This is a genomic window from Plantibacter sp. H53 (assembly GCF_001650455.1).
Taxonomy (GTDB): domain Bacteria; phylum Actinomycetota; class Actinomycetes; order Actinomycetales; family Microbacteriaceae; genus Plantibacter; species Plantibacter flavus_A.
Map to the genome: position 1 here is coordinate 1 of NZ_LWCT01000027.1, position 19,339 is coordinate 19,339.

The 19,339-nt window shown below is 69.9% G+C and carries 13 protein-coding genes; 9 read left to right on the plus strand and 4 right to left on the minus strand.

The window, feature by feature from the left end:
• Positions 1–70: 70 nt before the first annotated feature.
• Positions 71–2,113: a fructose-specific PTS transporter subunit EIIC gene (locus A4X17_RS12650; RefSeq protein WP_064296044.1), complete on the plus strand. Its 2,043-nt coding sequence runs from the start codon at positions 71–73 to the stop codon at positions 2,111–2,113.
• A gap of 79 nt (positions 2,114–2,192) precedes the next feature.
• Positions 2,193–2,462: an HPr family phosphocarrier protein gene (locus tag A4X17_RS12655; protein ID WP_056014456.1), complete on the plus strand. Its 270-nt coding sequence runs from the start codon at positions 2,193–2,195 to the stop codon at positions 2,460–2,462.
• A 197-nt stretch (positions 2,463–2,659) separates the two neighbouring features.
• On the opposite strand, the gene A4X17_RS12660 is transcribed toward A4X17_RS12655, so the two are convergent.
• Together A4X17_RS12660 and A4X17_RS12665 are read right to left on the minus strand one after the other, a co-directional pair.
• On the minus strand, positions 2,660–3,295 hold the full coding sequence (locus A4X17_RS12660) for a response regulator transcription factor (RefSeq protein ID WP_064296045.1): 636 nt from the start codon (positions 3,293–3,295) through the stop codon (positions 2,660–2,662).
• Positions 3,289–4,485: a sensor histidine kinase gene (locus A4X17_RS12665; RefSeq protein ID WP_082916147.1), complete on the minus strand. Its 1,197-nt coding sequence runs from the start codon at positions 4,483–4,485 to the stop codon at positions 3,289–3,291. The genes A4X17_RS12660 and A4X17_RS12665 overlap by 7 nt, the downstream gene beginning before the upstream one ends.
• 193 nt (positions 4,486–4,678) lie before the next feature.
• Between A4X17_RS12665 and A4X17_RS12670 the strand changes: the two genes are divergently transcribed.
• Complete coding sequence (locus A4X17_RS12670) at positions 4,679–5,245, plus strand: heme-binding protein (protein WP_064296047.1); 567 nt, start codon at positions 4,679–4,681, stop codon at positions 5,243–5,245.
• An 86-nt stretch (positions 5,246–5,331) separates the two neighbouring features.
• Here A4X17_RS12670 and A4X17_RS12675 read toward each other — a convergent pair whose 3' ends face one another.
• Complete coding sequence (locus tag A4X17_RS12675) at positions 5,332–9,240, minus strand: glycoside hydrolase (RefSeq protein ID WP_064296048.1); 3,909 nt, start codon at positions 9,238–9,240, stop codon at positions 5,332–5,334.
• Positions 9,241–9,442: 202 nt separating this feature from the next.
• Positions 9,443–10,483, minus strand: coding sequence for a LacI family DNA-binding transcriptional regulator (locus tag A4X17_RS12680; protein ID WP_064296049.1), 1,041 nt, complete (start codon positions 10,481–10,483; stop codon positions 9,443–9,445).
• Positions 10,484–10,632: 149 nt separating this feature from the next.
• On the opposite strand from A4X17_RS12680, the gene A4X17_RS12685 reads away from it, so the two are divergent.
• The 6 genes from A4X17_RS12685 (at position 10,633) to recR (ending at position 19,326) form a co-directional block, all read left to right on the plus strand.
• The gene (locus A4X17_RS12685; protein ID WP_064296050.1) at positions 10,633–11,556 is read left to right on the plus strand and encodes a carbohydrate ABC transporter permease; all 924 of its coding nucleotides are present in this window, start codon (positions 10,633–10,635) and stop codon (positions 11,554–11,556) included.
• Positions 11,556–12,506, plus strand: coding sequence for a carbohydrate ABC transporter permease (locus A4X17_RS12690; protein ID WP_064296051.1), 951 nt, complete (start codon positions 11,556–11,558; stop codon positions 12,504–12,506). Before A4X17_RS12685 ends, A4X17_RS12690 begins: the two co-directional genes overlap by 1 nt.
• A gap of 137 nt (positions 12,507–12,643) precedes the next feature.
• A complete protein-coding gene (locus A4X17_RS12695; protein ID WP_064296052.1) occupies positions 12,644–13,996 on the plus strand; it encodes a sugar ABC transporter substrate-binding protein in 1,353 nt (450 codons plus the stop codon).
• 117 nt (positions 13,997–14,113) lie between these two features.
• Positions 14,114–15,871: a glycoside hydrolase family 35 protein gene (locus tag A4X17_RS12700; protein WP_064296053.1), complete on the plus strand. Its 1,758-nt coding sequence runs from the start codon at positions 14,114–14,116 to the stop codon at positions 15,869–15,871.
• A gap of 260 nt (positions 15,872–16,131) precedes the next feature.
• The gene (locus A4X17_RS12705; protein WP_064296054.1) at positions 16,132–18,723 is read left to right on the plus strand and encodes a DNA polymerase III subunit gamma and tau; all 2,592 of its coding nucleotides are present in this window, start codon (positions 16,132–16,134) and stop codon (positions 18,721–18,723) included.
• 3 nt (positions 18,724–18,726) lie between these two features.
• Complete coding sequence (gene recR, locus A4X17_RS12710) at positions 18,727–19,326, plus strand: recombination mediator RecR (protein WP_056014479.1); 600 nt, start codon at positions 18,727–18,729, stop codon at positions 19,324–19,326.
• Positions 19,327–19,339 lie beyond the last annotated feature (13 nt).

A 19,339-nucleotide genomic window follows, 5' to 3' on the forward strand; every position in this document is an offset into this window, starting at 1 on the left:
GTCCCTGAGCTTGTCGAAGGGCCGCCCCGACCACCCGAAGCACCAGCATCCGTTTCGAAGGAGAACCCAGATGTCCACCCCACTCATCACCCCAGGGCTCGTCGCCCTCGACGCCGACCTCGGCACCGATCGCGCGGGCGTCATCCGCGCGCTCGCCGAGCTCGTCGTCCGCGCCGGCCGTGCCACCGACACCGAGGCCCTCTTCGCCGACGCCTGGGCGCGGGAGAGCAAGACCGACACCGGCATCCCCGGCGGCATCGCGATCCCGCACTGCCGTTCGGCCGCCGTCACCGAGCCGACGCTCGCGATGGCCCGCGTCTCGCCGCTCGTCGACTTCGGTTCCGACGACGGCCCGGCCGACCTCCTCTTCTTCATCGCGGCTCCGGACGGCGCCGACCAGGCGCACCTCGCCCTGCTGTCGAAGCTCGCCCGTTCGCTCATCAAGCCCGAGTTCGTGACCTCGCTGCGTGAGGCGCCCGACGCCGCCGCGGTGGTCGCCCTCGTCGATGGTGCGCTCGGTGATGCACCCAAGCCGGCGTCGGCTCTTGCGGCCGAGCGCGCCGCGACGGCTCCCGTCGAGGCCGGTGACCAGGCCGCACGGCCGGTGCTCATCGCGGTCACCTCGTGTGCGACGGGCATCGCCCACACCTACATGGCGGCCGACTCGCTCGCCGCCACCGCCAAGCGCCTCGGTGTCGAGCTGCACGTCGAGACGCAGGGCGCCTCCGGTGCGACCCCGCTGCCCGCCGACGTCGTCGCGAAGGCGCAGGCGGTCATCTTCGCCGTCGACGTGGACGTCCGCGACGTCGCCCGCTTCGCCGGGAAGCCCGTCATCAAGGCTCCCGTGAAGCGCGGCATCGACGCCCCGGAACAGCTCATCAACGATGCGGTCGCCGCGATCTCGAACCCGAACGCCCCACGGGTCGCCGCAGCGGCCGGCGAGGCCTCCGCGTCGACGTCGGACAAGAAGGACGCCAACGTCGGTCAGTCGATCAAGCGTTGGCTGCTCACGGGTGTCAGCTACATGATCCCGTTCGTCGCGGGTGGCGGTCTGCTCATCGCCCTCGGCTTCCTCCTCGGGGGCTACGACATCACCGAGAACGCCGGCAAGATCATCGTCGAGAACAGCCTCGTGAACCTGCCGGCCGGTGGACTCGGCGCCTACCTCGGCGCCGTCGCGTTCTCCATCGGCAACGCCTCGATGGCGTTCCTCGTCCCGGCCCTCGCCGGCTACATCGCCTTCGCCATCGCCGACCGACCGGGCATCGCGCCCGGGTTCGTCGCCGGTGCCGTCGCCCTCCTCATGAGCGCCGGCTTCCTCGGCGGGCTCGTCGGTGGTCTGCTCGCCGGTGGTGTCGCCTACGGCCTCGGTCGCCTGAACGTGCCGCGGTGGCTGCGTGGGCTGATGCCCGTCGTGATCATCCCGCTGGTCGGTTCGATCGTCGCGTCCGGTCTCATGATCCTCGTCCTCGGCGGCCCGATCGCCGCGCTCATGAACGGCCTCAACGGCTGGCTCTCCGGCCTCACCGGCGTCTCGGCGATCCTGCTGGGCGTGATCCTCGGCACGATGATGGCCTTCGACCTCGGCGGCCCCGTCAACAAGGTCGCGTACTCGTTCGCCGTCGCCGGTCTCGGTGCTGGCACGCTCGCCAACCAGGCACCGTGGCAGATCATGGCCGCCGTCATGGCTGCCGGCATGGTGCCGCCGCTCGCGATGGCGCTCGCCTCGACCGTCCTCAGCCGTCGTTCGTTCACCGCGGTCGAGCGGGAGAACGGCAAGGCCGCCTGGCTGCTCGGTGCCGCGTTCATCAGCGAGGGTGCGATCCCGTTCGCCGCGGCCGACCTGTTCCGCGTCATCCCGGCGTCGATCCTCGGTGGTGCCGCCACCGGTGCGCTCGTCATGGCGACCGGCGTGACCTCGCAGGCGCCGCACGGTGGCATCTTCGTGTTCTTCGCCATCGGCAACATCGGGATGTTCGTCCTGTCGGTCGCGATCGGCACAGTCATCACCGCGGTCGCCGTCGTCCTGCTCAAGCGGTTCGCCCGTCGTCGTCCGGTGGAGGGTGCCGACACGGCAGCCCCCACGGTCGCCACCGAGCCCGCGACCGTCTGATCCGTACCCGTCCGATCCACAGCCTGACCTGATCCACTGGTCCGGCCGGCACCAACCGAACCGCAGAAGGAGCATCATCATGGCCGAACGCCAAGCCACCATCGCCAGCCGCGTCGGGCTGCACGCCCGCCCCGCCAAGCTCTTCATCGAGACGGTCAAGCGCCAGCCGGTGCCCGTCACGATCGAGCTGGGCGACTCTGGCCCGCTCGACGCTTCGAGCATCCTCACGATCATGAGCCTCGGCGCCACCAACGGCGACGTCGTCACCCTCCGCGCTGAGGGCGAGGGTGCCGACGAGGCGCTCGCCGAGCTCGCCGGTCTCCTCGAGACGGACCTCGACGCCGAGTAGTCACCCCGCACCACGAAGCCCCGCCGCCCGAGTCATCTCGGACGGCGGGGTTTCCTCGTGGGCCCGTCGACAGGCTCAGGGAGCGTGGAACCGTTCCGGTCACTGAGCTTGTCGAAGTGCCCTCGGGGAACCGTTTCGTGTCGTGCGTGGTTGCTCGTGGGCCCTTCGACAGGCTCAGGGAGCGGGCTTTCGCGGGTTCAGCGGTGCTCGGGCGGGCGGACGATGCCGCGCTGTCGAGCCGCGGCGATAGCGGCGCCGCGACCGTCCACCCCGAGTTTCGTGTAGATGTGCGCGAGGTGGGTCTTGACGGTCGTCTCGCTGATGAACAGCCGACGCGCCAGTTCGCGGTTGCCGAGACCGTCCGTGAGCAACTCCAGGATCTCGGCCTCGCGCGGAGTCAGGGCTTCCTGGCGATGTTGCAGGTGATGCATGAGCCGTGATGCCACCGGTGTGCTCAGCGCGCTCTGTCCCATCGCTGCCGTTCGCACCGCGCGGAAGATCTCCTCGGGCGACGACGTCTTGAGCACATACCCGACGGCTCCTGCGTCGACGGCCCGGACGATGTCGGCATCCGTGTCGTACGTGGTGAAGATCAGTACTTGCGGTGCCGGGCTGAGCGCGCGGAGACGCCTGGTCGTCTCGATCCCGCCGATCCCGTCGCCCATCGCGAGATCGACGACCACGAGGTCCGGCTGGACCTCGGCGACCAGTGGAACCGCGTTCTCGCCGGACGACGCCTCACCCACGATCTCGAGGTCGGGTTGGGTCTGCAGGATCAGGCGCAGACCCGCTCGCACCACGGCATGATCGTCGACCAGGACGAGCCTCAGCACGTCGACCCCGTATCGGTCGGGAGCTGGGCGACGATCACGGTGCCGTCACCGGGGGCGCTCTCCACCGTGAATCGACCGCCGAGTTGCTCGATCCGCTGCCGCATCGCCCGCAGCCCGTAGCCGCCGGTGCTCGACGGTTCGGGGACCGCCGACGCATCGAATCCGACCCCGTCGTCGGCGATGTCGACGACGACCTGGTCGGCCAGACAGCTGAGGGTGACGTGGATCGCCGATGCGCCGGCATGGTGATCGGCGTTCTGCACGGCACTCTGACAGACGCGCAGGATCGCATGGGCGATCTCAGGCGGGTAGGGCCTCGGCTCGCCGTCGATGCGCAGCTGGGCGGCGGGGGTCTCCGCGACCAGATGTCCGAGCGCGGATGCGAGACTGATGCCGTCGAGCCGGGGTGAACCGAGGTCGTGGACGAGGTTCCGCGCCTCGCCGAGCGTCGAGCGGATCAGCTCGACCGCCTCGCGCAGACGGGCGCGGCTGGTGGCCGGAGACGTGTCGATCGTCTGCGCGGTGGCCTCCATGATGAGGAGCGAACTCGCGAGTCCCTGGGTCACGGAGTCGTGGAGTTCGCTCGACACCCGTGCTCGCTCCTGAGCGATCCCGGCTTGTCGCTCGGTCGCGGCGAGTCGCTCCTGGGCTTCCGTCAGTCGACGGATGAGCGCCGCCTGTGTCCGGTTGTCCGACTCGATCCGTGAGGTGACGACGCTCACGAGCGCAGCCACCACCGCTGTCCCCACCACGATCGTCCAGTCGAAGCCGCCGGCGAGGACGAGGAGCGAGCGCGCGCAGACCGCGGCGAGACCGACGGCGATCCACGCGGTCGGGAAGGCGCGGCGTGCGAGGAAGTAGACCGAGAACGCCGTCCACCAGAAGCTCGGGGCGATGAGCACGAGCAGCGTCCACAGTGCGAGCAGGATCACGACGAGGATCCGGTGTCGGACGCCCGTCTTCCGCGTGGCGAGGAGGTAGGCGGCCGCGGTCGCGACGGTCAGCGCAGCGACGGTCCAGTTCACCGCCTCGACCCCGTGACTCATGACGTATCGCACGGCCGAGGTCACGAGCAGCGCGAAGAAGGTGAGGTTGAGCACGACGTCGAGGGGCGTCGCGCCGAGGGCTGCAGCTCGGCGGTACGGGCGGGAGTCCGGGGTCGATTGGACTGATGTTCGAGCGTCTGACATGGGACCTTTCCGGCGATCCCTCCATGCTAGGCGAGCCTTCGAGGGCCTGCCTCATCCGAAGGGATGAGGGCCGGTCCGCCGTCGGCCCGACCGAATCCGGGCGGCGCGGACGAGGTGGAGGCAGCACCGCCCGGACGAGAGTTGTCGGAGCGCATCATCCGATGCCGAAGCACGAACAACCCAGAGGAACACCATGAAATCGTCACGCACCGCACGCCTCGGCACCATCGTCGCCGGACTCGCCGTCCTTGGAACCTTGACCGCCTGCACCGGCCCCGCCTCGTCGACGACCGCGACCTCGGCGTCGCCGGTGGCCGAGGCCGCGGAATCCCGGACCGTCGAGCTTCCGCGACTGTCCGCCGACGCAGCATTGGAAGCTGCGATCGCCGCGCTGGACTCGTGTCGAGCGAGCGGGGTCGGGTTCGTCACCGTCTCCGTCGTCGACCGCTTCGGTCAAGTGCAGGCCGTGGTCCGCGGTGACGGCGCTGCGGAGCACACCCTCTCGGCGTCGGCCGAGAAGGGATACACGGCGGCGGCGTTCGGAGCCAACACCTCCGAGCTGACGGAGCGCCTGCCGGAGGGCGGCGGGGCGACGCTTCGCGACCTCGAGGGGACGCTGTTCCTGGCAGGCGGGGTGCCGATCAAGGTCGGTACGGCGACGATCGCGGGTATCGGCGTCGGTGGGGCCCCGGACGGTATGGTCGACGAGGGTTGTGCGGCGGCGGGCGCTGCGGTCCTGGCGGAGGACGCGGCGAGCTGACGGTCGGCTCACCGGAACGCGAACGCCCGTTCGCCCACGTTTGGGCGAACGGGCGTTGCGTCGCCCGAAGATGGGCGAATGGAGGGCTAGCTGGCTGTGCGACGGCGACGCGCGAGCAGCACCGAGGCGAAGCCGACGAGGCCGAGGAGCAGCGCGACGAGCCCGATGCTCGACACGTCCACACCCGTGCGCGACAGCGAGTCGGCGCCGGCGGCCGAACCACCCGAGGGGGAGCTCGTGCCGTCACCACCACCGGCCGTGCCACCGCCGGAGCCGGTGCCAGGACCGGTCCCGGGGTTCGTCCCCGGGCCGGTGCCGGGGTCGGTCCCCGGGTCCACCGCGGCGGCGAGCACCGTCACCGGCGTGGACGTCGTCTCGACCGGCGCGAAGCCATCGGCCGAGACCGTGACCCGCACCGCGAGTGCCGCACCAGCGCTGCCGGTGGGTGGCGTGAACGTCGCCGTGTCGGCCCCGTCCACGACCTCGTCGTCGAGCAGCCACGCGTAGACGACGGCCGCGTCCTCCGGGTCCACGACGACCGCCGCGGTCGTCGGCACGCCCTCGCGGGCCGTGCTCGACAGCGTCGCGGTCGCGACAGCCGTCCGGGCGAAGGTGATGGTCGTCGACTGCGTGGTCACCCCGTCAGCCGCCGTCACCGTGATGACGACCCCGTCGGTCGCGTCAGCCGCAGCACGGGCTGCAGCCGCCGGTGCCGCTTCGAGCGCCTCGATCGTGACCGTCGCGTCGCGGTCGGCGGGGATGGCGTCGACCACCGGATCAGCGGATCCGGCCAGCGGCACCTCGTACTCGAGGACACCGGCGTCGAAGCCATCGACCGGCGTGCCGTTCACCCGCAGCGCGGCGAGGCTCGCCTCGGTCGCGACCGACGGTGCGAGCGCGTAGATCTCGACCTCCGAGACGACCAGGTGGGTGTTCGCATACGCCGTCATGACGACACGGACCGCACTCGTCGTGACGCCACCGAGGTCGACGTCGACGACCGGAGCCGTCCCATCGGTCGGGACCGGCACAGCGACCGCCCCACCCGGAGCGTCGATCCACGCGCCGCCGGCGTCGCGGACCTGCACGGTCAGTGCACTCGGCCAGCTGGCGGTGCTCCCGTCCTTGTAGGCGTAGAACGTGACGTGCTCGATCGTGTGCTCACCGCCGAGCTCGTAGCTCAGCGTGTCGCTCGCCGGCTTGTTCGACGAGCGCCAGTTCGACCAGCCCTTGTCGTTCCGCACACCGTTCTTCGTGTTGCTCCCCGGATAGCCGGACTCGGTGGACGTCGCACTCGCGACGGTCGTGGCGTCCGGCGCGATGTTCCGCTCACCTGGCGCCGTGACGATGATCGACAGGAGTGCGTCGATCGGTGCCGCGGCCGGGTCGTTCGACGCAGCCGCGCCGCGAACCTGCACCACACCGGTGTCGGCGAGGTCGGCGTCGTCGAGGGTGCTGAAGTCCCACGTGACGGCAGTGTCGAAGCGGTTGACACTCGCGCCGATCTGCGCCGGGACCGTGGTGGGTGCCGCTGCGATGACGGTGCTCGCCGGGGACCCTGCCGCGACCGTCAGGGAGACCGGCTCGGTGGTCGTGAAGCCGCCGATGTCGACGGTGGCCTGAGCGGTGAACGCCGCACCCCACCCGTCGGTGCCGGAACCGTTCACGACGATCGTGCCCGGCGTGTTCCAGTCCACGGCGGAGGTGTCCCAGGTGACCGGCACCGGAGCGCCCTGGACCGTGCCGTACAGCGGCACCACGGTCGCGGGCAGCGCCGCCGGAACACCGGCGACGGTCTGGAGCGTGACCGGCTGCACCCCCGTGAGGGCGGTGTCGACGAAGCTCCAGGTCTGGTTCGCGCCGTTGTTCGACTGGTAGACGCCGACGGCGGCGCCCGTGGTGGTGGACTGCCCGCCGACCTCGAGGGCCTGGCTGGTGCCGACGTTCACGAGGCTCCATTCGGAGCCGTCGGTCGTCGTCGGGATCCACTGCAGCGAGGGGTCGGCCGCAGCCTGTTCCCGCGTCGCAGTGACGAGCGAGGCGCCGGCGGAGTTCGCGGAGAGGAGTGCTCCGGACGAGCTGCGGACGGCGTAGCGGTCGGTGTTCGTGCCGCCGCCCGAGAGTCGCTCGGCGGTCCACACCTGTGCGGCACCGGCCGTGGCGTCGGAGGCACGCGGGGTGATCGTGCCGGCCGGGACGGTCCCGGTCGTGGCTGCGGCGGTGAACGCCTTCGAGCTCTGCTTGCCGACGAGCTGGTAGGCGTGCCCGTCCTGGAACGGTGCCGCATCGGCTGCGACACCGGTCGCGCCGTCGACGAGGAAGGTGGTGACCGACTTCGCCGGGATGGTGAGTGTCGTCTGCTTGGTCACCGGGTCGATCGACACGGCGTCGCCCCGCACGAGTGCGTTGGCGGTGACGTCGTCCGCGGGGGACTCCGTCGTCACGATCGGCGTGACCGTCGCGCCGGGAGCGATGTCCGCGAACTTCGACAGGTCGATCGTGATCGTCCGAGCCGAGGTCGACGGGTTGGCGTGCACGAGGGTCGCACCGGTGCCGTCGGCACGGAGCGCTGTGGTGGTCTGCGCGTCGGTGGAGGGGATGAGGTGGTCACCGGGCTGCACGTAGTGGGTGAAGTTGCGGAGCGTGTTGTACTTCGCGTTCGTCTTCACGGAGCAGCTCGGGTCGGCGTCACCGTCGGCGATGCGTCGCTCGGAGTCGCCCTCGGCGTTGCAGTCGAAGTCGATGAGGACGCTGCCCCAGTTGAGCTTCTCGACCTTCTCCATGTTGTAGAGGTCCTCGACGGGCTGCCAGAGCACCCACGCGGTCGGCTCCAGGTTGCGGAGGTCGTCGATGAGGTGCGTGGCCATACCGATGCCGTTGTCGATGTTCGTGAGGTTGTGCTTGCCGCTGGAGTCCCAGTTGCCCTCGACCTCGCTCATCCACAGCGGCTTGCCGGCGGTCTTCGCGATGTCGCGCGCGACGACGCTGCCGCCCTGGCCGTAGCTGTGGACGTTGAGCTGCGTGACGAGGTCCTTGGCGGTCTGCGACCAGCCGTTCCAGTTCGTCGCGAAGATGCCCGGGTTCGTCTCGTCCATGGCCGCGATGACGGCCTCGGTCGAGGTGCCCTCGGCCGCGAGGCGCTCGGCGAGGGCCTTGATGACGGTGTCCTGCATGGCCGGGCCGATGTGCGCACCCTCCTGGCGTCCGCCCTTCGGCCAACCGGTGGCCTCGTCGATCTGGGTGCCCCAGTAGTTCGTGTTCGGCTCGTTGAAGGGGTCGATGGTGTCGAAGTCGACACCGGTGTCGGCCTCGAGGTGGTCGACGACGGTGGTGAGGTAGGCGACGAAGTCGTCGACGCTCTCCGGCTTCAGCTGCTCGTCGGCGGCGTTGAAGTTGCCCGACGCGTAGCCGCTCTCGGTCATGAAGTACGGCGGGGAGTTGCTGAACGCCTCCCACTTGGTGATCTTGTCCTTGAGCGCCGTGAGCCACCAGCGCTGGGTCTCGTCGGCGTCGAAGTCGTAGGAGGCCGGGTCGTCGGCGTCCCAGGCGGCGGCGTATCGGTCGCGGTCGGCGTAGTCGGAGGTGATGGGGCCGTCGGCGTCGCTTGCTGCGAGGTCCGGGTTCCACCAGCCGTCGACCGCGCCCCCGGCCCGCAGGTATGGCGGGACGTCGGTCGCGTTGCCGCCACCGATGTTGTAGCGCGCGATGTTGAGGTTGAGGCCGTCCTCACCGAACACCTTGTCGAAGAGGTCCTGGCGGACGTCCTCGGGGTAGTCGCCCGTGGCGTTGGCGAACCAGACGAGGCTCGTTCCCCAGCCTTCGAACGCCTCGTTCTGGTAGGCCGGGTTGGGGGTGATGGTGAGGGGAGTGCTCTCCGCGGCGGCCGCAGGAGCGGCGTCCACGGTGGCGAGTGCTGGTGCGATCGCGGCGATGCCGAGGGCGACGGCGACGGTCGCTCCGATCGTTCGTCGGCGGACTGGTGACGGCAGTGTCATCGGTGGTTCCTTCGTTGGAGGCCGTGGTACAGGGGATGTTCACGTGAACATCGAGCGGCGTCGAACCACCGTGTTCACGTCAACATTTCCGACGAGTATGGGCGACCCCTCGCTCGGGTGTCAAGCGATGGCCGGTCGCTCAACCCGTCGAAGTGCGGCACATCGTCGTTCCTCGGTGGCGCGGACGACGAACTGCCTCGCCTCAGTGCGCGGGCGGGGGAGCCGTGCTCGCGCGGACGACGAGGGACGTCGGCGTGAGGGGCTCGGTGGAGAGCTGCGGGCCCTCCTCGATCTCGCGGAGGAGCGTGGTGATCGCCCGGCGTCCGATCTCGTCGAAGTCCTGGTGCACCGTCGTGAGCGGTGGCCAGAACGAGTCCGACTCCGGGGTGTCGTCGAAGCCGACGACGCTGATCGACTCCGGCACGGCACGGCCGCGCTCGTGCAGGGCGCGCAGGAGTCCGAGCGCCATCTGGTCGTTCGACGCGAACACGGCCGTGATCTCCGGGCGCTCGGCGATCTCGAGGCCGATCTCGTACCCCGAGGTCGTCGACCAGTCGCCACGGAACGCGGGCGGCGGCGTGATGCCGGCCTCGCGCAGCGTGTCGGCCCAGCTCTGCTCGCGACGAGCGGCCGAGTACGAGGTGCGGGGTCCGGCGATGTGCCAGACGCCCTGGTGCCCGAGGTCGAGCAGGTGCTGGGTGGCGAGCGCCGCGCCCTGCGCCTGGTCGTTGTCGACGACCGGGTAGTCGGTGCGTGCCGCAGAGTCGATGACGACGACGGGGAGACCTGCGGGCAGTTCGACGTCGGCGCCGTCGACGATGTGCGACTCGATGACGATGATGAGTCCGTCGACGTCCTGCTCGCGGAGGCTGTCGAGGGCGACCGCGACATCGCGTTGCGTGGGGTACTCGACGGGGACGACCGTGACCGAGTAGCCGGCCCGTGCGGCCTGGACCGTGATCGCGTCGAGCGTCCGCATGTTGCCGTAGGAGGAGAGCGTGAACATCGTGATCCCGATGCTGCGGGTGCGGCCCGATCGCAACGCTCGCGCCGCCTTGTTCGGGCGGTAGCCGAGCTCGGTCATCGCCTCGAGCACGCGGTCGCGGGTGCCGTCGTCGACGTTGGTCAGGCCGTTCGCGACGCGGGAGACGGTCTGCGAGGAGACGCCGGCGTGTGCCGCGACGTCCGCCATCGACGGTGCTCGCCTGGCGCGGCCAGGCGCTCTCCGGGTGGTGTCCGTCATGGTCTCCCTATCGTCGCATCCATCCTTGCATGTTGACGTGAACATGCTATGGTACCGATCAGATGTTGACGTAAACATCCATCGTGATCCCTCCCCGCACGGCTCCACCGCACGACGGTTCCGCCCGAATCCCAGCAAGGAAGCTGCCCATGACCACCACGACCGCTCGCACCGGCCGGCCACCAGCGGTCCGTGTCCACCGACGCGACCGCCGGGATTGGAAGGGCTGGGCGTTCATCGCCCCCTTCATGATCGTCTTCGCGCTGATGATCATTGCGCCGCTCGTCTACGCGCTCTACCTCAGCTTCTTCCAGGAGAAGCTCATCGGCGGCAACGCCTTCGTCGGTTTCGAGAACTACGCCCAGGTCCTCCAGGACCCGAAGTTCTGGGAGCCGTTCGGTCGCGTCGCACTGTTCTTCGTCGTGCAGGTGCCGATCATGCTCGCCCTGTCGCTCACCGCCGCGCTCGCGCTCGACAGCGCCAGGCTCCACGGCGCCGCCTTCTTCCGCATCGCACTCTTCCTGCCGTACGCCGTCCCGGGCGTCGTCGCGGCGCTCATCTGGGGCTTCATCTACGGCGACCAGTTCGGTCTCGCCGGCAGCTTCAACGACCTCGTCGGCGCGCAGATCCTCGAGCCGTTCAGCTCCCAGGCCGTCCTCGCCTCCATCGGCAACATCGTGACGTGGGAGTTCATGGGCTACAACATGCTCATCTTCTACGCCGCCCTCCGCGTCGTGCCCGGTGAGATCTACGAGGCGGCCGAGATCGACGGGGCCGGACAGTTCCGCACCGTCTTCAGCATCAAGATCCCCGCCCTCCGCGGAGCCCTCGTCATCGCGACGATCTTCTCCGTCATCGGCTCGTTCCAGCTCTTCAACGAGCCGAACCTGCTGAAGAACCTCGCGCCCAACGTGATCACGAGCAACTTCACCCCGAACATGTACGCCTACAACCTGTCCTTCGCCGGCCAGCAGTTCAACCTCGCGGCGACGGTCGCAATCATCATGGGCGTCATCACCGCCGTCATCGCCTACGTCGTGCAGGTGCGCGGCTCCCGACAGGAGAACAGCTGATGGCCACCGTCTCGAACCCGACCGTCCGTCCGCAGACCGTGTCGACCAGGACCGCCCGCAACCCGCGTGCCTTCGACCGGCCCACCCGGAAGCGCCACGACCCGCGCCGCAAGCGCTCGATCGTCCTCACGATCGTCATGGCCGTCTTCCTCATCTACTCGGTCGTCCCGATCCTGTGGCTCGTCATCAACGCGACGAAGTCCCAGCCCGACCTCTTCACCTCCTTCGGCCTCTGGTTCGGCGACGGCGGGTTCAACCTCTGGCAGAACATCGTCGACACCCTGACCTACCGCGACGGGCAGTTCGTCGGCTGGTTCGGCAACACACTGCTCTACGTGGTGGTCGGTGCCGGTGGGGCGACGCTCCTCGCGACGATCGGCGGGTACGGCCTCGCGAAGTTCCGGTTCCCCGGCAAGCGCGCCGTCTTCGCGATCATCCTCGGCTCCATCGCGGTGCCGGGCACGGCGCTCGCCGTCCCGACCTTCCTGATGTTCAGCCAGCTCGGCCTCACGAACACGCCGTGGGCCGTCATCCTGCCCTCGCTCGTCAGCCCGTTCGGCCTGTACCTCATCTGGACGTACGCGGTGGACGCGGTCCCGACCGAACTGCTCGAGGCCGCCCGCATGGACGGCGCGGGGGAGTTCCGCACCTTCTTCACGATCTCGCTTCGACTCCTCGGCCCCGGCATCGTCACGGTGCTCCTCTTCGCGATCGTCGCGACCTGGAACAACTACTTCCTGCCGCTCATCATGCTGTCGGAGCCCACCTGGTATCCGCTCACCGTCGGCCTCAGCCAGTGGAGCGCCCAGGCCACCGGTGTCGCCGCGCAACCGATCTTCAACCTCGTGATCACCGGATCGCTCCTGACCATCGTCCCGATCGTCATCGCGTTCCTCTTCCTGCAGCGCTTCTGGCAGTCCGGCCTGAGCGCCGGCAGCGTCAAGGGCTGATCCCCGCCGTTCCCAACCCGCACCACCGCATCACCAACCGGTCCCTGAACTTGTCGAAGGGCACCACCTCCGCCCGTCGACAGGCTCAGGGACCGGGGCATCACCTCCTCCTCCCAACGCAGTGAAAGGAAACACCCATGAAGCGCATCTCACCGTCTCGCACGGTTCTGCGCCGCGCGGCCACGGCGGCCGTCGCGTCCGCGATGATCGGAGCCTCGCTCGTCGCCTGCTCGTCCGGCGGCGGCAGCACCGCCTCCGGCGACGCCAAGGACATCGAGTCCGCCCTCGAAGCCGGTGGCGAGATCACCTACTGGTCCTGGACGCCCTCCGCCGAGGCGCAGGTCGCCGCGTTCGAGAAGGCCTACCCCAAGGTCAAGGTCAACCTCGTCAACGCCGGGACCAACACCACCGAGTACACGAAGCTGCAGAACGCGATCAAGGCCGGTAAGGGTGCCCCCGACGTCGCGCAGGTCGAGTACTACGCCATCCCGCAGTTCGCGCTCAGCGACTCCCTCGTCGACCTCAACGCCTACGGCTTCGGCGACCTGAAGGACGACTACAGCCCCGGCCCGTGGAGCTCCGTCAACATCGGCGACGGCCTCTACGCCCTCCCGCAAGACTCCGGCCCCATGGCCATGTTCTACAACAAGACGGTGTTCGACCAGTACGGCATCGCCGTGCCGACCACCTGGGACGAGTACATCGCGGCAGCCGCACAGCTGCACGCGGCCGACCCGTCGAAGTACATCACCAACGACTCCGGTGACTCCGGCTTCGCGACCAGCATGATCTGGCAGGCCGGTGGACGTCCGTTCACCGCCGACGGCACCAAGGTGAGCGTCAACCTCGCCGACGAGGGCTCCAAGAAGTGGGCCGACACCTGGAACCAGCTCGTCGAGGGCGACCTGCTCTCCGACGTGCCCGGGTGGAGCGACGACTGGTACAAGTCGCTCGGCAACGGCAGCATCGCGACGCTCATCACGGGCGCCTGGATGCCCGGTGTGCTCGAGTCGTCCGTCGCCGAGGCCTCCGGCCAGTGGCGCGTCGCCCCGATCCCGACCTACGACGGTAAGCCCGCGAACGCCGAGAACGGCGGCGGTGGCCAGGTCGTGCTGAAGCAGAGCAAGAACCCGGCGCTCGCCGCGGGCTTCCTCAAGTGGCTGAACAACGACGAGGACAGCGTCAAGGTCTTCCTCGACAACGGTGGCTTCCCGGCGACGACCGCCGACCTGAACTCCGACGCGTTCCTCTCCGCGGCTCCCGAGTACTTCGGCGGCCAGAAGATCAACGAGGTCCTCGTGCAGGGCGCGAAGGACGTGTCGACCGGTTGGCAGTACCTGCCGTACCAGGTCTACGCGAACAGCATCTTCGCCGACACCGTCGGACAGTCCTACGCGAACAAGGCCGACCTGAACGACGGTCTCGCCGACTGGCAGAAGCAGCTCGTCGAGTACGGCAACACGCAGGGCTTCACGGTCACCGAGAAGTAGCCGAACGGCACCTGTAGCACCAGCACCATCGACCGCGGCCGGTCGGAGGGTCCTCCGGGATCCGCTCCGGCCGGCCGTGGTCGCTCCATCCGCACCCCTTCATCACGGAGCCCCAGCATGCCCACCTTCTCCATCGGCGACGACGACTTCCTGCTCGACGGTCAGCCGTTCCGGATCCTCTCCGGAGCCCTCCACTACTTCCGGGTGCACCCCGAGCAGTGGGCGGACCGCATCGCGAAGGCGAAGCTCATGGGGCTCAACACCATCGAGACCTACGTCGCGTGGAACCAGCACAGCCCCGAGCGCGGCGTGTTCGACACCACGGGCGTGAACGACCTCGAACGCTTCCTCGGCCTCGTCGCCGACGCCGGTATGTACGCGATCGTGCGTCCCGGCCCCTACATCTGCGCCGAGTGGGACAACGGCGGCCTCCCCGGCTGGCTGCTGCACGACCCCGAGCTCGGCCTCCGTCGCAGCGAGCCCCGCTACCTTGCCGCCGTCCGCGAGTACTTCGAGGCGCTGCTGCCGATCATCGCGCCGCTGCAGATCGACCGCGGCGGTCCCGTCATCCTCGTGCAGGTCGAGAACGAGTACGGCGCCTACGGCGACGACCACGACTACCTCCGGACGCTGACCGACTGGACCCGCGAGCTCGGCATCACGGTGCCGCTGACGACCGTCGACCAGCCCACGCCCCAGATGCTCGAGGACGGGAGCATCCCCGAACTCCACAAGACCGCCTCCTTCGGCAGCCGCTCGCTCGAACGCCTCGCGACCCTGCGCGAGCACCAGCCGACCGGGCCGCTCATGTGCTCCGAGTTCTGGGACGGTTGGTTCGACCACTGGGGCGAGCACCACCACACGACGCCCGTCGCGGAGACGGCGGCGGACCTCGACGCGCTCCTCGCGGCCGGCGCGTCGGTGAACATCTACATGTTCCACGGCGGCACGAATTTCGGGTTCACCGGTGGCGCGAACGACAAGGGGCAGTACCGCTCGCACGTCACCTCCTACGACTACGACGCGCCCCTCGACGAGGCGGGCCACCCGACGGAGAAGTTCTTCGCCTTCCGCGACGTGATCGCGAAGTACGCCGAGGTGCCGACGGAGATCCCGCCGGCTGCGACGGATGCCCCGGCGTTCACCGCGTCCTTCGAGCAGGAGGTCCCGTTCGCGGACGTGGCCGACGAGATCGCACCGCTCCAAGCGTTCGACCGGATCCCCACGATGGACGAACTCGGAGCGTTCAGCGGTCTGGCGCGGTACCGGGCGTCGCTCGGGGGACGTGGCGGCGTGCTCCGGTTCGCCGAGGTGCGCGACCGCGTGGTCGTCTCCGTCGACGGCGTGCCGGTCGGCGCGCTCACCCGCGAGTTCCAGGAGCGGTCGATCGTGATCCCGGCGGGTGAGGCGCTCGAACTCCTCCTCGAGAACCAGGGCCGAGTGAACTACGGCAAGCGCCTGGGGGAGCCGAAGGGGATCATCGGGCCCGTGTCGCTCGACGGCGTGGAACTCACGTCGTGGGGCGTCGCCCCCGTGGCCCTCGACCGACTCGACGCCGTGGTGGACGCAGCAGCCACGCGGACGTCCGACGACACGATCAGCGGTGCCGGGCCGGTCCTGCTCACCGCCACCGTCACGCTCGACGCGCCCACCGACCTGTTCCTCGACACCGCGGCCTGGGGCAAGGGGCTCGTCTGGGTGAACGGCTTCCTGCTCGGCCGCTACTGGTCGCGGGGGCCGCAGCACACGCTCTACGTCCCCGGCGGCCAGCTCCGTGCTGGGGAGAACCGCTTCACGGTGTTCGAGTTCCATGCGCTCACGACGCCGACGCTCTCCTTCCTCGCCCGCCCTTCGCTCGGCCCGACCGAGTTCTAGCCGCCCACGATCCGGTCGGCGTCGCCCGCACAGACGCGGCGCCGACCGCACCACCCGGTCCCTGACCCCTGTCCCGGTCCCTGATCCCAAACTCGGTCCCTGACTCCAACCCCGGTTCCTGAGCTGAACCCCGGTCCCTGAGCTTGTCGAAGGGCACCAGGATGGCCCGTTCCCCGCGTCGCGCCAGGCTCGAACCCTGGTCCCGATCGAGGAGTCCGATCCCCGACTCCGATGTCAGGGGCGACGGCTACCATTGGTGGGTGGTCACAGCTCTGTATCGCCGGTATCGGCCCGAGACGTTCGCCGACTTGATCGGTCAGGCGCAGGTGACCGATCCCCTCATGACGGCCCTGCGCACCAACCGCGTCAACCACGCGTACCTGTTCAGCGGTCCACGTGGTTGCGGCAAGACGACGTCCGCGCGCATCCTCGCCCGCTGCCTCAACTGCGCCGAGGGGCCGACCGACACCCCGTGCGGTGTCTGCGCGAGCTGCGTCGACCTCTCCCGCGACGGCTCCGGCTCGCTCGACGTCGTCGAGATCGACGCGGCCAGCCACAACGGTGTCGACGACGCCCGCGACCTCCGCGAGCGCGCGATCTTCGCACCCGCACGCGACCGCTACAAGATCTTCATCCTCGACGAGGCGCACATGGTCACCCCGCAGGGGTTCAACGCCCTGCTGAAGATCGTCGAGGAGCCGCCGGAGCACGTGAAGTTCATCTTCGCGACGACCGAGCCCGACAAGGTGATCGGCACGATCCGCTCCCGCACCCACCACTACCCCTTCCGGCTCATCCCGCCGGCGCAGATGCTCGACTACGTCCAGCAGCTGTGTGAGAGCGAGCACGTGGGTGTCGAGGCCGGGGTGCTGCCGCTCGTCGTCCGGGCCGGTGGCGGTTCCGCCCGCGACACGCTGTCCCTGCTCGACCAGCTGATGGCCGGGTCCGAGGGTGACTCCGTCGACTATGAACGCGCGGTCGCCCTGCTCGGCTACACCCACACGGCCCTGCTCGACGAGGTTGTCGACGCCCTGGCCGCCCGCGACTCCGGTGCCGCCTTCAGCACCGTCGACCGCGTCATCCAGACCGGCCAAGACCCACGCCGCTTCGTCGACGACCTGCTCGAGCGACTCCGCGACCTCATCGTCGTGGCCGCCACGGGCGAGAACGCGGCGGCGGTCCTCCGCGGGCTCCCGCAGGACGAGCTCGACAAGATGCTCGCCCAGGCGCGGGCGTTCGGCATCGCCGAGCTGTCCCGCACGGCCGACGTCGTGAACGAGGCGCTCACCCAGATGACGGGCGCGACGTCGCCCAGGCTTCACCTCGAGCTCATGATGGCGCGCATCCTCGTGCCCGCAGCCGACGACTCCGCTCGTGGTGCATTGGCCCGGGTGGAGCGGCTCGAGCGTCGCATCGGTGTCGACGGTGCTGCCGCCGAGGGCGGTCAGGCCGCGGTCTCGGCGCAGCCCGTGGTCGCCGACCGCGCTCCGGCCCCTGCCGGCGCGGCCCCCGCGAGCACGGCGGCGAGCTCCGCCCCGGCTCCCGCCCCGGCCGCCGCCTCGACAGCATCCGCGGCCGCCGACCGTCGACCGGCGCAGGAGCCCGACCACGCGCAGACCGCCGCACCGACCCCCGCAGCCCCTCGCGTCGGCCCGGTCACCCTGCAGCACATCCGCGACGCCTGGCCCGAGATCGTGGCGCAGGTCGAGAAGGCCGACCGCAAGGCGTGGATGATCGTCGTCAACACCCAGGTCGGCGGGTACTCGGACGACGACGTCCTCACGCTCGTGTTCGCGAACAACGGCGACCTCAACGACTTCAAGGCACGTCATGCGCCCGGCACCGGTGTCGCGGAGGTCCTGCGCACGGCGGTCCTCGACGTCCTCGGCGTGCGGGTGAAGTACCTCGCCAAGGTCGCCGGTGCCGACGAGCCGCCGGCACCGCGGGCCACTGCGCCCGCCGTCGGCGCTCCGTCGTCGGAGTCGTCCGCCTGGTCGACCCCGAGCCTGCCGCAGACCGTCCCCGCCCCCGCTGCCCCGTCGTCGTCCGACGGCAGCGGCGGGTCGGGAGCCCGCTCGTCGTGGCCCACCGTCGCACCAGCCGGTGGCGAACCCGTGTCCGCTGCGCCGGTCGACGCCGAGCCGTCAGCTGTTGCGCCATCGGCACCCGCCTCGTCGGTCGCCGCGCCGGCCGAGGAGAAGACCGCCGTCTCCGCCTCCTCGTGGGCGACGGTCGCGCCGCCGCCGGCCGACGAGCCCGAGCCGTCCTCGGTCCCAGAGCCTGTCGAAGGGCATCCCCCGGTCCCAGAGTCTGTCGAAGGGCCCGAGCCCGCCTCGTCGACGCAGCCGTCCTCGGTCCCTGAGCCTGTCGAAGGGCAGCCCGGGCGACCCGCCGGATCCGGAGGTCCCGGGACGCCGGCCGGCTCACCCGCGCAGCGGCAGCCGTCGGCCCCGCCGCGCCAGCAGGCACCCGCCCGAGGCCCGTCCAACGGCGACGCGCTCGGCTCTCGCACCGTCACGTGGGACGTCGTCTCGATCCCGTCCGACGACGACGCACCGCCGCCCGACGACGAGCCGCCCTACCCCGACCCGTTCGAGTCGTCGGCTCCTGCTCCAGCCTCGTCGGCCGGCGCGCCGTCCGCAGCGCCCGCCGGCTCCCCGCAGGCCGCACCGCCTGCGGCGCCGGTCGCCGAGCAGCGCCCGCAGCCCCCGGTCCGGATGCGCCAGGCGCCCCCGGTGCCGACGTCCCACCCCGCGGGTGACAACCGGTACGGCGAGAGCGTCGTCCGCGAGCTCCTCGGCGCCACATTCATCGAGGAGCAGCCGCACGAGCCGCGCTCCGGAGGGCGGTAGGCCATGTACGAGGGAATCGTCCAAGATCTGATCGACGAGTTCGGGCGGCTGCCCGGCATCGGTCCGAAGTCGGCGCAGCGCATCGCGTTCCACATCCTCCAGACGGAGTCGTTCGACGTGTCGAAGCTCGCCGAGCTGCTCACCGTCGTCCGCGAGAAGGTCAAGTTCTGCGAGATCTGCGGCAACATCTCCGAGCAGAACCTCTGCAGCGTGTGCCGCGACCCGCGCCGTAACCCGGCCCTGATCTGCGTCGTCGAGGAGCCGAAGGACGTCGTCGCCATCGAGCGCACGCGTGAGTTCCGCGGCTTCTACCACGTGCTCGGCGGCGCCATCAGCCCGATCGACGGCGTCGGACCCGACGACCTGAACATCCGTCGTCTCATGCAGCGCCTCGCCGACGGCACCGTCACCGAGGTCATCATCGCGACCGACCCGAACCTCGAGGGGGAGGCGACCGCCACCTACCTCAGCCGGCTGCTCCTCCCGATGGGCATCCGCATCACGCGCCTCGCTTCCGGCCTCCCCGTCGGCGGCGACCTCGAGTACGCCGACGAGGTCACCCTCGGTCGTGCCTTCGAGGGTCGCACCGTCGTCAGCGGCTGACCCCCCCCGCCTC

Bases quoted from the DNA above. Each gene is read 5' to 3' on its own strand.
- A4X17_RS12650 (WP_064296044.1), top strand. From the start codon at position 71: ATGTCCACCCCACTCATCACCCCAGGGCTCGTCGCCCTCGACGCCGAC.
- A4X17_RS12655 (WP_056014456.1), top strand. From the start codon at position 2,193: ATGGCCGAACGCCAAGCCACCATCGCCAGCCGCGTCGGGCTGCACGCC.
- A4X17_RS12665 (WP_082916147.1), bottom strand. From the start codon at position 4,485: ATGTCAGACGCTCGAACATCAGTCCAATCGACCCCGGACTCCCGCCCG.
- A4X17_RS12670 (WP_064296047.1), top strand. From the start codon at position 4,679: ATGAAATCGTCACGCACCGCACGCCTCGGCACCATCGTCGCCGGACTC.
- A4X17_RS12675 (WP_064296048.1), bottom strand. From the start codon at position 9,240: ATGACACTGCCGTCACCAGTCCGCCGACGAACGATCGGAGCGACCGTC.
- A4X17_RS12680 (WP_064296049.1), bottom strand. From the start codon at position 10,483: ATGACGGACACCACCCGGAGAGCGCCTGGCCGCGCCAGGCGAGCACCG.
- A4X17_RS12685 (WP_064296050.1), top strand. From the start codon at position 10,633: ATGACCACCACGACCGCTCGCACCGGCCGGCCACCAGCGGTCCGTGTC.
- A4X17_RS12690 (WP_064296051.1), top strand. From the start codon at position 11,556: ATGGCCACCGTCTCGAACCCGACCGTCCGTCCGCAGACCGTGTCGACC.
- A4X17_RS12695 (WP_064296052.1), top strand. From the start codon at position 12,644: ATGAAGCGCATCTCACCGTCTCGCACGGTTCTGCGCCGCGCGGCCACG.
- A4X17_RS12700 (WP_064296053.1), top strand. From the start codon at position 14,114: ATGCCCACCTTCTCCATCGGCGACGACGACTTCCTGCTCGACGGTCAG.
- recR (WP_056014479.1), top strand. From the start codon at position 18,727: ATGTACGAGGGAATCGTCCAAGATCTGATCGACGAGTTCGGGCGGCTG.